General features: G+C 63.7%; 18 protein-coding genes. 17 read left to right on the plus strand and 1 reads right to left on the minus strand.

Annotated features, from left to right (window positions below; translation table 11 throughout):
* Positions 1–38 precede the first annotated feature (38 nt).
* The 3 genes from Q1K31_RS10935 (at position 39) to Q1K31_RS10945 (ending at position 1,896) form a co-directional block, all read left to right on the plus strand.
* Entirely contained in the window at positions 39–1,058 is a 1,020-nt protein-coding gene (locus Q1K31_RS10935) for an NADP-dependent oxidoreductase (RefSeq protein WP_300379312.1), read from the plus strand.
* Positions 1,055–1,387, plus strand: a complete 333-nt coding sequence (locus Q1K31_RS10940; protein ID WP_300379314.1) for a hypothetical protein — start codon at positions 1,055–1,057, stop codon at positions 1,385–1,387. Before Q1K31_RS10935 ends, Q1K31_RS10940 begins: the two co-directional genes overlap by 4 nt.
* A 62-nt stretch (positions 1,388–1,449) precedes the next feature.
* Entirely contained in the window at positions 1,450–1,896 is a 447-nt protein-coding gene (locus Q1K31_RS10945) for a hypothetical protein (protein ID WP_300379316.1), read from the plus strand.
* A 9-nt stretch (positions 1,897–1,905) separates the two neighbouring features.
* Here the strand turns inward: Q1K31_RS10945 and Q1K31_RS10950 are convergent, their stop codons facing one another.
* Entirely contained in the window at positions 1,906–2,058 is a 153-nt protein-coding gene (locus Q1K31_RS10950; RefSeq protein WP_300379318.1) for a hypothetical protein, read from the minus strand.
* A 93-nt stretch (positions 2,059–2,151) separates the two neighbouring features.
* On the opposite strand from Q1K31_RS10950, the gene Q1K31_RS10955 reads away from it, so the two are divergent.
* The 14 genes from Q1K31_RS10955 to Q1K31_RS11020 all read left to right on the plus strand — a co-directional run bounded on the left by Q1K31_RS10955 (position 2,152) and on the right by Q1K31_RS11020 (position 14,058).
* Entirely contained in the window at positions 2,152–3,429 is a 1,278-nt protein-coding gene (locus Q1K31_RS10955) for a terminase family protein (protein WP_300379320.1), read from the plus strand.
* 116 nt (positions 3,430–3,545) lie between these two features.
* Complete coding sequence (locus Q1K31_RS10960) at positions 3,546–4,661, plus strand: phage portal protein (protein WP_300379322.1); 1,116 nt, start codon at positions 3,546–3,548, stop codon at positions 4,659–4,661.
* Complete coding sequence (locus Q1K31_RS10965; protein ID WP_300379324.1) at positions 4,658–5,074, plus strand: HK97 family phage prohead protease; 417 nt, start codon at positions 4,658–4,660, stop codon at positions 5,072–5,074. The genes Q1K31_RS10960 and Q1K31_RS10965 overlap by 4 nt, the downstream gene beginning before the upstream one ends.
* A gap of 130 nt (positions 5,075–5,204) precedes the next feature.
* Positions 5,205–6,383 carry a phage major capsid protein gene (locus Q1K31_RS10970; RefSeq protein WP_300379326.1) on the plus strand — a complete coding sequence of 393 codons (1,179 nt, stop codon included), beginning with the start codon at positions 5,205–5,207 and terminating at the stop codon, positions 6,381–6,383.
* Between the two features lie 74 nt (positions 6,384–6,457).
* Positions 6,458–7,003 carry a hypothetical protein gene (locus Q1K31_RS10975; RefSeq protein ID WP_300379328.1) on the plus strand — a complete coding sequence of 182 codons (546 nt, stop codon included), beginning with the start codon at positions 6,458–6,460 and terminating at the stop codon, positions 7,001–7,003.
* A gap of 11 nt (positions 7,004–7,014) precedes the next feature.
* Positions 7,015–7,431, plus strand: a complete 417-nt coding sequence (locus tag Q1K31_RS10980) for a DUF3168 domain-containing protein (RefSeq protein ID WP_300379329.1) — start codon at positions 7,015–7,017, stop codon at positions 7,429–7,431.
* The gene (locus Q1K31_RS10985; RefSeq protein WP_300379331.1) at positions 7,431–7,850 is read left to right on the plus strand and encodes a phage major tail protein, TP901-1 family; all 420 of its coding nucleotides are present in this window, start codon (positions 7,431–7,433) and stop codon (positions 7,848–7,850) included. Before Q1K31_RS10980 ends, Q1K31_RS10985 begins: the two co-directional genes overlap by 1 nt.
* Positions 7,847–8,137: a GTA-gp10 family protein gene (locus Q1K31_RS10990; RefSeq protein WP_300379333.1), complete on the plus strand. Its 291-nt coding sequence runs from the start codon at positions 7,847–7,849 to the stop codon at positions 8,135–8,137. Before Q1K31_RS10985 ends, Q1K31_RS10990 begins: the two co-directional genes overlap by 4 nt.
* The gene (locus tag Q1K31_RS10995; RefSeq protein ID WP_300379335.1) at positions 8,121–8,312 is read left to right on the plus strand and encodes a phage tail assembly chaperone; all 192 of its coding nucleotides are present in this window, start codon (positions 8,121–8,123) and stop codon (positions 8,310–8,312) included. Before Q1K31_RS10990 ends, Q1K31_RS10995 begins: the two co-directional genes overlap by 17 nt.
* Positions 8,299–8,676, plus strand: a complete 378-nt coding sequence (locus Q1K31_RS11000) for a phage tail tape measure C-terminal domain-containing protein (protein ID WP_300379337.1) — start codon at positions 8,299–8,301, stop codon at positions 8,674–8,676. The genes Q1K31_RS10995 and Q1K31_RS11000 overlap by 14 nt, the downstream gene beginning before the upstream one ends.
* A complete protein-coding gene (locus tag Q1K31_RS11005; protein WP_300379339.1) occupies positions 8,673–9,293 on the plus strand; it encodes a DUF2460 domain-containing protein in 621 nt (206 codons plus the stop codon). The genes Q1K31_RS11000 and Q1K31_RS11005 overlap by 4 nt, the downstream gene beginning before the upstream one ends.
* 14 nt (positions 9,294–9,307) lie before the next feature.
* On the plus strand, positions 9,308–9,949 hold the full coding sequence (locus Q1K31_RS11010) for a DUF2163 domain-containing protein (protein WP_300379340.1): 642 nt from the start codon (positions 9,308–9,310) through the stop codon (positions 9,947–9,949).
* Complete coding sequence (locus tag Q1K31_RS11015) at positions 9,946–10,377, plus strand: NlpC/P60 family protein (protein ID WP_300379342.1); 432 nt, start codon at positions 9,946–9,948, stop codon at positions 10,375–10,377. Before Q1K31_RS11010 ends, Q1K31_RS11015 begins: the two co-directional genes overlap by 4 nt.
* Before the next feature lie 3 nt (positions 10,378–10,380).
* Positions 10,381–14,058 carry a glycoside hydrolase/phage tail family protein gene (locus tag Q1K31_RS11020; protein ID WP_300379344.1) on the plus strand — a complete coding sequence of 1,226 codons (3,678 nt, stop codon included), beginning with the start codon at positions 10,381–10,383 and terminating at the stop codon, positions 14,056–14,058.
* The last annotated feature ends 10 nt before the right edge of the window (positions 14,059–14,068 follow it).

A 14,068-nucleotide genomic window follows, 5' to 3' on the forward strand; every position in this document is an offset into this window, starting at 1 on the left:
CCTATGTTAGCCAGATAGCCAAGCAGGGAGGATAAGGCATGAGCGTTACGAACAAGATCTGGAAGCTGCGTAAGCGCCCGGTCGGGGACGTCAGTGAGGGCGATCTCGAATTCGTCGAGGAGCCCGTGCGCGCGCTTGAGGATGGGGAGGTGCGTATCCGGACCGTTTTCCTGTCACTCGACCCGACCAACCGTATCTGGATGTCGGACCGGGACCAGTACATGCCGCCTGTCGAGATTGGTGATCCAATGCGTGGCGGCGGCATCGCGATTGTCGAGGAGAGCCGCTTTGACGGTCTGGCGCCGGGGGATGTTGTCAATTCCGGGCTCGGTCAGTGGTCGCTCTACATGATCAAGCGCGGTGAGGAGGTAAACAAGCTGCCCGACATTCCCGGCGTGCCGCTCACGGCCTTCATGGGACCGCTCGGCATGACGGGCATGACCGCCTATTTCGGCCTGATGGACATTGGCAAGCCGAAAAAGGGCGAGACGGTTGTCGTCTCTGCGGCGGCCGGGGCTGTCGGTTCCATGGTCGGCCAGATTGCCAAGATACAGGGCTGCCGGGCTGTCGGAATTGCCGGGTCTGACGAGAAGTGCCGCTGGCTGACGGAAACGGCCGGTTTCGATGCGGCGATCAACTACAAGAAGGAGGATGTTGCTGCCGGGCTGGACAGGCATTGCCCGGACGGAATCGATGTGAACTTCGAGAATGTCGGCGGGGAAATCATGGACACGATCCTGCCGCGCCTGAACGATTTTGCACGTATGCCGCTTTGCGGGCTGATCTCATCCTACAATGCGACCGAGCCTGTGCCGGGCCCCTATAATTTTGCGATGTTCCTGATGCGGCATGTGACGCTCAAAGGCTATATCGTGACCGACTATATGGAGCGCTTCCCGGAAGGTATGCAGGCGATGGGCCAATGGCTCTCGGAAGGCAAGCTGCGGTTCGAAACAGATGTTGTCGAAGGGCTGGAAAATGCGCCAGCATCGCTTGAGCGCCTGTTCACTGGCAAGAATCTCGGCAAGCTTGTTGTAAAGGTTTCGGAGCCTGAATGACGAAGATCCTGCGAATTGCCTGGCTGGCCGTGTTCCTGATCGCCTATGCGGTTCTGGTCAGCCTGCAATTTGCGGGGCAGGGCGCGGGCGGAGATGTCCTCGGCTTTGTGCGTATCTGGCTCCCGGTATCGGGCGCGATGATGTTCTGCCTGGCCTATCTGCTGCCGCGTGAACCAGCGGTATGGGCGGTGCCTCTGCTGGCTTATCTGCTGCCCGCCGCATGGTTCAGGGAGGCAGGCTTCGTCAATCCAGTCCATATACTCCTGCTGGTGGTCGCCTCGGGGGCTTCAGCCTGGGTTTTCAGGAAATATCTCTCTGAGAGCGCGTGATGCCGTCTGACTGGCGTGTATGAGGAAAACGCGCTATTCTCCTGTTTTGGGGAGGATAAATCATGACAGATACAGCAAGTGAAGCACATCGTCGGACACCTTGGCATCTCTGGGTCGTGGGTGTGGTCTCATTGCTCTGGAACGGCATGGGTGTCGCTGACTTCACGATGACCCAGATACATTTCGAACCCTATATGAGCGGGTTCACGGAAGAACAGCTCGCCTTCTTCTACAGCTTCCCCGACTGGGCGGTGATCAACTGGGCGATTGGTGTCTTTGGCGCACTGGCCGGGTCCATCCTTCTCCTGCTGAAGCTGAAATGGGCCGAACCGGCCTTCGCGCTTTCGCTACTCGCCCTGCTGGTGGGGACGGTTTACTGGTATGGTTTCACAGATGCCTATGCCGTGACAGGTATGGGAGCGGCTATCTTCAATGGTGTGCTGGTTGTCGTCGCCATTCTGCTCCTGCTCTATGCCCGCGCCCTGAGCCGGAGTGGTGTGCTGCACTAACCTTTAGGCCTAGCCCTTGCGCTTGACAGCACCCTTGAAGGTAAAGCTGAAAGCAAGCGACAGTATAAGCGGCACCCAGATGGGAAGGGTGCCGAGGCCCGGCGTCTCAAGGGCGGCGGCAAGGTGATCGTCCACGCACCACCACAGCAGAAATAGGAACATGGGCTGTCTCCTCCTTGCAGTCTGTGATGATAGCGCGTGGCGGGCCGGACGCAATCTGTCCGACCGGGCCGGGTGTCCGGCTAAAGCTCCTTTATGGAGAATGAGCATCTGACCAGAAGCGCAGGCGGCGAGACGAAGAGTTTCCTGCTCAGCGCACGCGAAACGCAATGTGCGCCAACCGGGGATTGGCGGACATGGCTGTTCATGGGAGGGCGCGGCGCGGGCAAGACACGCGCCGGAGCCGAATGGGTTCGCCTGAGCGCCCTGTTCGGTGGATGCCGTCGGATTGCGCTCGTCGGGCCAACCTTCAGCGATGTACGCGAAGTCATGATCGAGGGCGAGTCCGGTTTGCGCCGCATCGCGCGCGCGGATGAGACAGCGCCTGTCTACGAAGTCTCCAGACATAGGCTTGTCTGGCCGAATGGCGCGGCGGCCTATGCCTTCTCGGCGGAAGACCCCGATAGCCTGCGCGGGCCCCAGTTCGATGCGGCCTGGTGTGACGAGATCGCGGCCTGGAAGGAGGGCGGCGCGGTCTGGGACATGTTGCAGATGGCGCTCAGGCTTGGCCCGGCTCCGCGTATCGTGGCGACCACAACCCCCAAGCCTGTGCCCCTGATCCGCCAGCTTGCTGCTGATCCGACTGTTGCCATGACGCGCGCGAAGACCGGGGAGAATGCGGCCAATCTTTCATCTGCATTCCTCGCGCATGTCGAGCGCGTCTATGGCGGGACCACGCTCGGGCGCCAGGAGATGGATGGGGAACTTCTCGATAATGTAGAGGGCGCACTCTGGACAAGGGCACAGCTCCGGGAGGCACGTTCGCTGGCGCCGCCAGGGCAGATGAGTGACATCATCGTGGCTGTCGATCCGCCAGCCAGTGTGGGAGCGTCCGCCGATGCCTGCGGGATCATCGCGGCGGGCCGGTGTCGTCCGCCAGGCGGGCAGGTGATGGCCTGTATTCTCGCGGACACCACGGTGCGCGGGCTTTCCCCGCTGGACTGGGCGAGGCGTGTTGTGGAGACGGCACGCATGGTGGGCGCGCGGCGGGTGATCGCCGAAGCCAATCAGGGCGGGGAGATGGTGCGCAGCATCCTGCTGTCGGCGGGGTGCGACGTGCCGGTGATCCTGCAACATGCCCGCATTTCGAAGCGGGCACGCGCCTTGCCGGTCGCCGCGCTCTACGAGCAGGGACGGGTCTTCCATCTCGGCGACTTCAAGGCGCTGGAAGACGAGATGCTGACTTTCGGTACGTCAGCCATGCGCGGCTCGCCGGACCGGGTCGATGCTTTGGTCTGGGCGCTCGATGCGCTGGTGGTCGAACCGCCCTTCAGCCCGAGTATCCGGCGGCTGGACTGGATGGCGGGGGACTGACAGCCCTGCATCCCGCGCATGGCCCCGTCCTGAAAGGGTATTTCTAAATCCGTCCGACCGGGCCCATCGCCTGCCTAATCTCCTGATCATCGACATGAAGACGGAGAGGAAAGCGCATGAGATGGCCCTGGCAGAGACCTGAAACTCGCTCCCAGTCTCCCGGACTGGTGGCGCTGGCGAACCTGCCAGCCAGCCATTGGGGGCGGATGGATGCGGGAACGCTGATGCGTGAGGGCTATGCCGGAAACGCGGTGGCGTATCGCTGTGTACGCATGATCGCCGAAGCGGCTGCTTCCATTCCGCTCGCCTGCGATCATGAGGCGGCTGCGAGCCTCATCGCCACTCCGTCGCCGGATGAAGCGGGACGTGTGCTGCTGGAGCGGCTTTATGGTGATCTCCAGATCACCGGTAATGCCTGGGCCGAAGCGGTCACGCTGGCAGGCGATGCAGCACCCAGGGGCATCTTCGCGCTCAGGGCTGATACGGTGCGCGCCGAGACCAATGCGCAAGGGGCTTTGACCGGCTGGGCGGTGCGCCAACGCCGCGGTGAACGGATCATCCCGCGCGAAGCCGATGGCTGGAGCCCGGTGCTTCACCTCAAGCTCTATCACCCGTCTGATGGAATCTATGGCCTGTCTCCGCTGGCTGCTGCGCGCAAGGCGCTCGACCTGCACAATGGCGCAGCGGCCTGGGCGAAGGCGCTGATTGACAATGCGGCCCGGCCTTCCGGCGCACTTGTCTATGGCCAGTCGGGCGCAACGCTGACGCCGGACCAGTTCGACAGGCTCAAAGAGGAGCTGGAGGCGGCGCATACAGGCAAGCACAATGCCGGGCGGCCATTGCTGCTGGATGGTGGGCTCGACTGGAAGCCGATGTCGCTCTCGCCCGCCGATATGGATTTTGCCGGGACTCGTCATGCAGCAGCGCGCGAGATCGCACTCGCCTTCGGGGTGCCGCCGATGCTGCTCGGTATTCCGGGCGACAATACCTACGCGACCTATCGCGAGGCGAACACCGCCTTCTGGCGCATGACGGTCCTGCCGCTCGTGACCAAGGTGGCGGATGCCCTGTCGATCTGGCTGGCGGGCCGGTTCGAGGACGTGACGGTGCGCCCGGACCTGGAGGATGTCCCGGCCTTCGCGGCCGAGCGTGAGGCGCTCTGGGCACGGCTCGAGGCGGCAAGCTTTCTGACGAAGGACGAGAAACGCAAGATCGCCGGGGTGGCGCAGTGAGTGGGCGCTCAGATCCCATCCTCATCGAAGGCCATGCCGCGCTATTCGGCGTGGCCGACCTGTCCGGGGATGTGGTGCGGGCAGGGGCGTTCGCGCGCAGCCTGAGAGCCGGGGGTGTGCCGATGCTGCTTCAGCACCGGCAGGGTGCAAGGGCCGGACGCTGGACGCGGATCATCGAGGATGGGCGAGGGCTTTTCGTGCGGGGGCTGATCGAAAGTGAGGGCTCACAGGCGGTGGTGAAAGCTGGACTGGACGGTCTGTCGATCGGCTTTCGCCCCCGGTTCTGGAAACCCCGCGCAGAGGGCGGACGGCTGCTGGTGGATGTCGAACTGGTGGAGGTGTCGCTGGTGGCCGCGCCGATGCAGCCGCGAGCGAGGTTTTCAATCGTAGGAGAAGCCGCGCGTGCGGCGTGAACTGACCCCAGTCCGACCTTTCCCGCAAGCGGGGGAAAGAGCCGTGAGTTTGAACCGGCACCAAGACAAGCAAGGCGCAGGCGCAAATGGCCTGAGCGAAGCGAAGAATAGCAATCGAACAGGAGAAAGAATGACCAAGGAAACCAAGATGGCCGATACTGATGTGAAGTCGCTGACGGCAGACATTATGGCGGCTTTCGAGTCCTACAAGGACGCCAATGAGGCCCGGCTTGCCGAGATTGAGGCCAAGGGATCGGCCGATACACTGATCGATGAGAAGCTGAAGAAGCTCGACAGGCGTCTCGACCAGCTGAGCCTGAAGGCCGCGCGCCCGGCAGAGGGGGCGCCTGCTGCTGAAGCCGATGGCGAGCGCTCACAGGCCTGGGCACGCTATCTGCGCACCGGTGATGATAGCGGCCTGTCGCGGCTGGATGTGAAATCACTGTCGGCAGGCACCGACGAGCAGGGCGGCTATACCGCACCGCCGGAGCTGGACCGCCTCATAGAAGCGCGCCTTATGCAAGCCTCGCCGATGCGTCAGATCGCGAGCGTACGCCAGACATCGTCGGGAGTTTTCCGCAAGCCGGTGAGCCTTGGTGTGGGCGCAGCCTGGGCCGGGGAAACCGAGGCTCGCACGGAGTCGACCACGGCGGGACTCAGCCTGCTCGAATTCCCGGCGGGCGAGCTTTACGCCATGCCGGCGGCGACGCAGACGCTGCTTGAGGATTCCTATGCTGACGTGGACGAGTGGCTGGCCGATGAGGTCGAGGCGGCATTTTCCATTCAGGAGAGCGCGGCATTTGTCTCCGGCGATGGGGCCGGCAAGCCGAAGGGTTTTCTGAGCCATGATGTGGTTGCCGAAGCGAGCCATGAGTGGGGCAAGATCGGCTCGGTGCCGGGCGACTTCGCCGTGGCCGATGCTGGCGACCAGATCATCGACCTGATCCAGACGCCAAAGTCTCAATTCCGCTCGAACGGTCGCTTCGTGATGAACCGGCGTACCGTGGCGGCTGTCCGCAAGCTGAAGGATGGTGACGGGCGGTATCTGTGGCGGCCCGGCATGAATGGCGAGGCCCAGTCGATCTTCGGCTATCCGGTGACCGAACTGGAGGACATGCCGGATATCGGCACCGGTAATGCGGCGATTGCGTTCGGCGATTTCCGGCGCGGCTATCTTATCGCTGACCGGCAGGGGGCGCGCGTGCTGCGCGATCCATACTCGGCCAAGCCATACGTCCTGTTTTACACGACCAAGCGCGTGGGTGGTGGCGTCCAGCACTTCGACGCGATCAAGGTGATGGTGTTCTAGTCGGCTAGTCGCGTCATCCCGGATGAACCGGGGTGACGTGCCAAGCCTCCGCACAATCAGACAGAGAGATAATCATGACACTGACGGTGATTTCACCGCCGGGCGAGGAAGCTTTGCCGCTCGCCGAGGTGAAGGCCTTTCTGCGGATCGGCCATGATGGCGAGGACGGCCTCGTCACGAAACTGGCGGCGGGCGCCGAGGCGCGGCTGGAAGAGGCGTCCGGACTGGCGCTGGTGACGCGCACGCTGCGGCGCAGCTGGACGGCCTGGCCATCGGCGCTGTGGCGGCGCGGCATTGCACTCAGGCCCGGTCCGGTAGGGACATTGCTGGCAGTGCGTATCCTTGAGGCGGATGGCATCGAGATGGACGTCACCGGGCGTTTCGCGCTGACGGAGGGGCGTCTGCACCTGAAAGCGGCCCAGGTCTGTCCACTCGTATCCATCGGTGGCCGGATCGAGGTGGACTTCGAAACCGGATTCGGCGACGCAGATGATATCCCGGGCGATCTTTTGCAGGCGCTGAAGGCGCTCTTGCTGGCGGCCTATGCCCGCGATGGCGGCACGGCCATGCCTGAAGCAGCGCAAGCGGTTATCGCCGCGCGCCGGGAGGTGCGGCTATGAGCGCGGACGGGATGATGTGGTCTGCCGAGGCGGCGCTGGAGCGGGCCTTCCTTGTGGCTTTGCGGGCCGATGCGGACGTTCAGGCCGTGTTCGGTAATCCGGCCCGGATTTTCGATGATGAATCGCCGGAACCGATTTTTCCCTATGCCGAGCTGGAGCGTCACGAGATCGAGGATCGCGGCACGTCCGGCAAGGCTGGGCAGGCGCATACACTGACGCTGTCGGTGCGCTCGCGCGACGACGGGCGGGCGGGCGCGAAAGCGGCGCTGGGGGCGCTGAGGGCGGCGAGTGAGCGGGCGGTGTTCTCGCTGATGGGCCAGCGCACCGTGTTGATCCAGCCGGTCTATTCCGACGTGATGCGGGCGCGCGATCTGCGCAGCTTCCGCGGTGTGCTGCGGGTGCGGATCATTACAGAGGAGGCAGGCTGATGGCGGGTCAGAGAGGACGCGATGTCCTGATAAAAATCTCCGATGGCGGGGCGCCGGAAAGTTTCGTGACGCTGGCCGGGGTCCGCACCAGCGAGCTTGAACTGAACCAGCAGCAGGTGGACGCGACCAGTGCGGACAGTCCGGAAGGCTGGCGCGAGCTGCTGGCCGGGGCGGGCCTCAAGACGATGCGGGTGCGCGGACGCGGCCTGTTCAAGGATGCGGCGAGCGACACGCGGATGCGGGCGGTCTTCTTTGCCGGAGAGATTGCCCGCTGGCGGCTGATCGTGCCGGGGCTTGGCAGCTTCACCGGACCGTTCCAGATCGCGCAGATGAACTGGGGCGGCACGCATGATGGAGAGGCGACCTTTTCGGTCGATCTGCAAAGCGCCGGCGCACTTGTATTCGGAGCGGTGGCATGAATGGCGCGCGGGGTGAAGTGAGCCTGGAGATCGAAGGCGTGGCCCGCAGGCTCTGTCTGACGCTCGGTGCGCTGGCAGAAATCGAGACGGCATTCGGCTGCCGCACACTGGCAGACCTGCAGGCGCGATTGCGGACGCTATCGGCGGCAGAACTGACCACGCTTCTGGCGGCGCTGCTTCGCGGCGGCGGCGAGGTGGAGACGGCGGCGAAGATCGCAGAGCTGAACGTGGATGCAGGTCAGGCGGCCCGCGCCGTGGCGGAGGCATTCCGTGCTGCCTTGGGCTGAGATGCTGCGGGCGGGCCTGCAGCTTGGCCTCACACCCGCCAGCTTCTGGGCCTGTTCGTTGAAGGAGTGGCGTGTGCTCACACGCGCGCCGGTGACCGTTATGGGCCGACAGGGCTTTGAACGGCTGGCGGCGAAATATCCTGACAGGAAGGAGAGATTTGATGGACGAAGTTGAGGAGAGTCTCGGCCATGCCGGGGCAGCACTACGCGGGCTGGCGGAAGGACCGGGCCGGGAAGCCGCAGAAGCGCTGGAACAGGCGTTTGGAGACGCCGGGCAGAGTATCGAGGCGGCGCTATCCAGGGCAGCGCGTAGCGGCGAACTCGATTTTGGGAACATGGCGCAGTCGGTCCTTGGTGATCTTGCCCGGATCGCAGCGCAGGCCGCGCTCGCACAGGCAGGCACAGGCCAGGCAGGTCAGGCGATGACCGTGAACCTGTCAGTCGGTCAGGGGGCGGATGCAGGCACGGTCGTGGGCGCGAAATCGGAAATTTCAAAGGCTGTCGCGCAGGCTGTCTCTCGAGGCGGGCGTTTCATATGAGCGTTGAGGGGTTTGATGACGTGCGCTTCCCGCTTGCCATCGGGCCGGGTGCGAGCGGTGGGCCGGAATGGCGAACGGATATCATCGCTCTGGCCAGTGGGGCCGAGGTGCGCAACGCGCGCTGGGCAGTTTCTCGCCGGCGCTGGGATGTGTCGACATCTGTGTCATCGCTGGCGGACCTGGCAGTGCTGTCGGCCTTTTTCGAGGCGCGGCAAGGCCGGCTTCGAGGGTTCCGCTTTCGCGATCCGGCCAACCATTCAAGTGCGCTGCCGGGAGGAGATGTGACGGCGACCGACCAGCCTGTTGGAACAGGCGATGGCGCGACACGGGAGTTCCAGCTCAGCAGGGCTTGCGGGCCGCTGGTAAAGCCGGTTTCCAAGCCAGTTTCAGGAAGTGTCCGCATAGCCATCAATGGTGCCGAAAAGGCAGATGGCTGGTCGGTGGACGCGGCGAGTGGGCAAGTCACGTTCGACATGGCGCCAGAGAACGGTGCCGATGTCACCGCGGGGTTCGAATTCGACTGGCCTGTCCGCTTCGATACCGACCGGCTGGACATCACCCATGAATTCATTGCGGCGGGCCGGGCTGTGAGTGTGCCGCTTGTCGAGCTGGTCTGAGGGAAGAAGACGTCATGAAACTGATTGATGAGACGTTCCGCGCGCGTCTTGAGCGCGGTCTACTCACGACATGTCTCTGCTGGAAGCTTGTGCGCCAGGACGGGCAGGCGGTCTGTGTGAGCGATCATGACCGGCCGCTGGTCTGGCAGGGCGAGACCTACCTGCCGGGGGCCGCGCTGGATGCCGGCCGGTTCGAGACTGCCGGCGGGCTTCGTGTGGGACGCGCGGCGGGGGCGGGCGCGCTGACGGCTGAGGCGATCACTGAGGCCGACCTTGCCGCCGGGCTGTGGACGGGGGCGCGCGTACATGTCTACCGCGTGGACTGGGATGCGCCAAAGCACGGCGTGCTCATCTGGACCGGCTATCTGAGTGAGATTACGCACACCGAAGCTGGCTTTGAGGCCGAACTCGTTTCGCTGAAGGCCGATCTGGAGCGACCGGTGGGGCGGACCTATTCGCGTCACTGTGATGCGCGTCTGGGGGATGCGCGTTGTGGCCTCACGGGTGTTGAAGGTGAAAGCTGTGACAAGCGCTTCGGCACGTGCCGGGACGTCTTTGCCAATACGGAGAACTTCCGTGGTTTTCCACACATGCCCGGCCCGGATGCCCTGCTTGCCGGTCCAGCGAGAAACGGCAATGACGGAGGCAGGCGATGAGGCGGGCGGACATTGTGGCGGCTGCCGAAAGCTGGTTGGGCACGCCTTACCAGCATCAGGCAAGCCGCAAAGGCGCGGGCACGGACTGTCTCGGCCTCTTGCGAGGTGTCTGGCGGGAAGTATGCGGGGCCGAGCCTCAACCGGTGCCTCCCTATACGCCAGACTGGGCTGAAGCGCTCGCCGATGACCTGCTTATGGCAAGTGCGCGGCAGCATCTGAACGAGACCGCACCGGGGCATGCGCGGGAGGGAGATGTCCTGCTTTTCCGGATGCGGCTTGGCGTCCCGGCCAAGCATTGCGCGATCCTCGTCGCGCCGGAGCGGATCATCCATGCATACTGGGGTCGCTCGGTCTGTATGACACGGCTCGTGCCCTGGTGGTCGCGGCGCGTTGCGGGGGCGTTTTCCTTTCCGGGGCTGGAGGATTAGACAATGGGTCAGATCATACTCTCTCAAGTCGGCTCGGTCGCCGGATCGGCGGCCTTGCCCAACGGGATCAATATTCTCGGTCAGCAGATTTCGGGCGCGGCGATCGGCTCGGCGCTGGGCGGCCTTGCGGGCCGGTCAATCGATGCAGCCCTGACACCTGCGGCCGAAGGACCGCGTATCGAAGCGCTACACCTGATGGAATCGCGTGACGGGGCCGGGATGGCATCTGTCTATGGCCGGGCGCGTGTCGGCGGTCAGCTCATCTGGGCGTCGCGGTTCAAGGAGCGCCGTCATGAACGATCGGCTGGAAAAGGTGGGCCGGAAATTGCTGAATACAGCTATTCCGTCAGTTTTGCGGTCGCGATTGCGGAAGGCCCTGTCAACCGGATCGACCGGGTCTGGGCGAATGGCGAAATACTGGCGTTGTCGGACTATAACTGGCGGCTTTACAAAGGCAGCAAAGACCAGTTGCCCGATCCACTGATCGAGGCGATTGAAGGCGCGGGCCATGCCCCCGCTTACCGCGGCACAGCCTATATCGTGTTCGAGGACATGCCATTGGACGCTTTCGGTAACCGATTGCCGCAAATGAGTTTCGAGGTGGTGCGGGCAAGTCAGCGCGATGACGGGCTGCGCCAGCTAGCCATGGGCGTGAACATCATCCCCGCCTCGGGTGAGTTCGTCTATGGCAGGGAAATTGTGCGCGAACGCCGTTTTCCGGGCATCGAAACACCGCTGAACATGAACAATGCGGCAGGCGAGGCGGATTTCGTCCGCTCGCTCGATCAGCTCACGTCCGATTTGCCAGCAGTGGAATCAGCCGCACTGACGGTTGGCTGGTTCGGGGATGACTTGCGCGCTGGCCATTGTCGTGTGCGCCCCGGCGTGGAGACACGTGAGCGTGCGACCGTGCCCTATGGCTGGGAGGTGGCGGGCAGGACGCGTGCGACAGCGAAACTGGTGAGCCAGTCTGGCGAAAGCGCGAATTATGGCGGCACACCTGCCGACAGGGCCGTCATTGAAGGCATCCAGGCAATGAAGGCGGAAGGCATTGCCGTAACACTGTCGCCATTCCTGCTGATGGACGTGCCGCCGGGCAATGGTCTGCCGGACCCGTATGGCGGGGCTGAACAAGCGGCTTTCCCGTGGCGTGGACGGATGACGAGCGAGACGGACGGAACAGCCGCGGCGCGTAGCGAGATTGAGGCATTTCTGGGTGCCGACGATGATTTCGGCTTCAGACATTTCATCCTGCATCATGCACGCCTTGGCGTGGAAGCAGGCGGGGTCGACGCGATTCTGATTGGCAGTGAGATGCGGGGCTTGAGCCGTGTACGCGATGAGACCGGTGCTTTCCCCTTCGTTGAGGGGCTGGTCCAGCTCGCGGCCGATGTGAAGGCGATTGTCGGGCCGGGCACGAAAGTTTCCTATGCTGCCGACTGGACGGAATACGGGGCTTATGTGCCCGGCGACGGTACCGGTGACGTGCTGTTTCCGCTCGATATGGTCTGGGCCTCGCCGGACGTAGATTTTGTCGGGGTGGACTGGTATCCGCCCGCCGGGGACTGGCGCGAAGGCGCCGATCATCTCGATGCGCTGGCCGGATATGAAGCAGCCGATGCCCCGGCCTATCTGGTAAGCCAGATGGCCGGCGGAGAAGCTTATGACTGGTATTATGCCGCTCAGGCTGACCGCGACGGGCAGGTCCGCACGCCCATCATTGATACCGCGCATGGCGAGGACTGGGTGTTCCGCCCGAAGGATCTGGCGGGCTGGTGGACCAATGCCCATCATGAACGCCCCGCAGGTGTACGTGATGTCCAGCCAACCGGCTGGGCGTCAGGCATGAAGCCGGTACGCCTGATGGAGATCGGGTTTCCGGCGCTCGACAAGGGCGGCAATGCGCCAAACCTTTTCTACGATCCGAAGAGTTCGGAAAGCGCTTTGCCGCCATACTCTTCAGGCCAGCGCGATGATGTCTACCAGCGTCGCGCGCTGGAGGTGGCGCTGTCATACTGGCAGGGCCAGCCTTTTATTGAGCAGGCGCTGATCTGGGCCTGGGACGGGCGGCCCTGGCCGGACTTCCCCGCGCGCGAAGACGTCTGGAGCGATGGGCCGAACTGGGCCTACGGACATTGGCTGAATGGCCGGACGGGGCTGATCGGCGTGAATGAAGTGATCGAGGACATGGCCGGGCGGGCCGGAGCCGGTGTTGCGGATATTTCTGTGAACGGGGTGCTGGAAGGGATGGTGCTGCGTGGCTCCATGCCGTTGCGCCGGGCACTGGAACCCCTGCGCGCCATGCACGGTCTGACCTGTCTGGAACGTGCCGACGGGCTCGAGTTTCTGGGCAGCCAGTCGCGCCAGTTCGTGAGCATCGACCCCGACAGGATAGCTGAACCCGGTTTGAGCCTAACGCATGAGCTGCTCGACAAGCAGCCGGGCCACTTGCAGCTAAGCCACATCAATGCCGATGGGGGCTACGCGCCTGCGACGGTCGATGCGCGTTCAGCACAGGGCGATCCCGGTTATTCCATCAAGGCTTCTGTGCCGCTTGTACTGTCTGAGGGCGTAGCGTCTGGCCTGGCAGACCATATGCTGGCGGCAGCACTCGAGCCTGACTCAGCCTCTATCACGCTGCCGCCTGAATATATTCGGGTGGACGCGGGCGACCTTGTGGCTCTGGAAGGGCAGGCAGGGCTCTGGGAAGTAGCAGACATCACCGATGATGGCCTGCTGCGGCAGTTGAACCTGACAAGACCGGCGGAAGGCGCGCATGCACGCACGCTCGGCCTGCCGGATACCGGCGAGGTTGCAGCGCCGGGTGCAGCGCCCGAACTTGTCCTGATTGATGGCCCAGCCCTTGGTGCCGAAACAGGGCGCGGGCCGTGGGCAGCAGTGAGTGCGACGCCATGGACCGGGCCGGTCACACTTCGGGCCGGAGGCGCGGAAACTGCAAAACGGGTCCGCGCAACGCTTGCCGCTCCATGCGGGATCGGGACGCTGACCCTACCCCTGTCTGAAGGCCTGCCCGGCCGCTGGGACCGGGCAAACGAGCTGAACCTGGAAATGAAGGGAGCGGATCTGGCTAGCGCGACAGAACAGGCTGTACTTGCAGGAGCAAACCGTATTCTGGTCGACGGGATGAATGGTTGGGAGCTTCTCGGTTTCGCAGACGCTGAGATAACAGGGCCGGACCGCTGGCGGCTCGGTAGCTTGTTGCGGGGGCTCAATGGCTCTCAGGCCAGCGCTGCGGAGGCAGGTGCCATCTGCGTCGTTGCAGATGAACGGCTCGTTCAGGGCCTCCTCTCCATGCAGGAGATCAGCCTTCCTCTTGAGTGGCAGGCCGGACATGGCGAGGCACAGACCTTCATTCACGAGGATGTCGCAGGCCTGCCCTGGCCGGTCGCGCATCTGCAAGCCGTCCGGCACGATGACGGGTTTACGGTCAGCTGGTTTCCACGCGGTCCCGATATTCCCGACAACTGGGATCTGCCAGATCCCGTTAGGCCCCGCCTGTTCCGGGTGGATGCGGTTCAGGATGGCAATCTCATCTCGACCCTTGTGGTCGGTGAGAATACCGCGGAAGTCCCTCTGGGCGCGACACAGGTGCGGGTTGCTGAGATTGGAACTGATGGCCGTGAGGGTCGCCGGGTTTCAATCGTGACGGGGGCATCCTAATTATAGGGCG

Source organism: Henriciella sp. (genome assembly GCF_029936995.1).
Classification (GTDB): domain Bacteria; phylum Pseudomonadota; class Alphaproteobacteria; order Caulobacterales; family Hyphomonadaceae; genus Henriciella.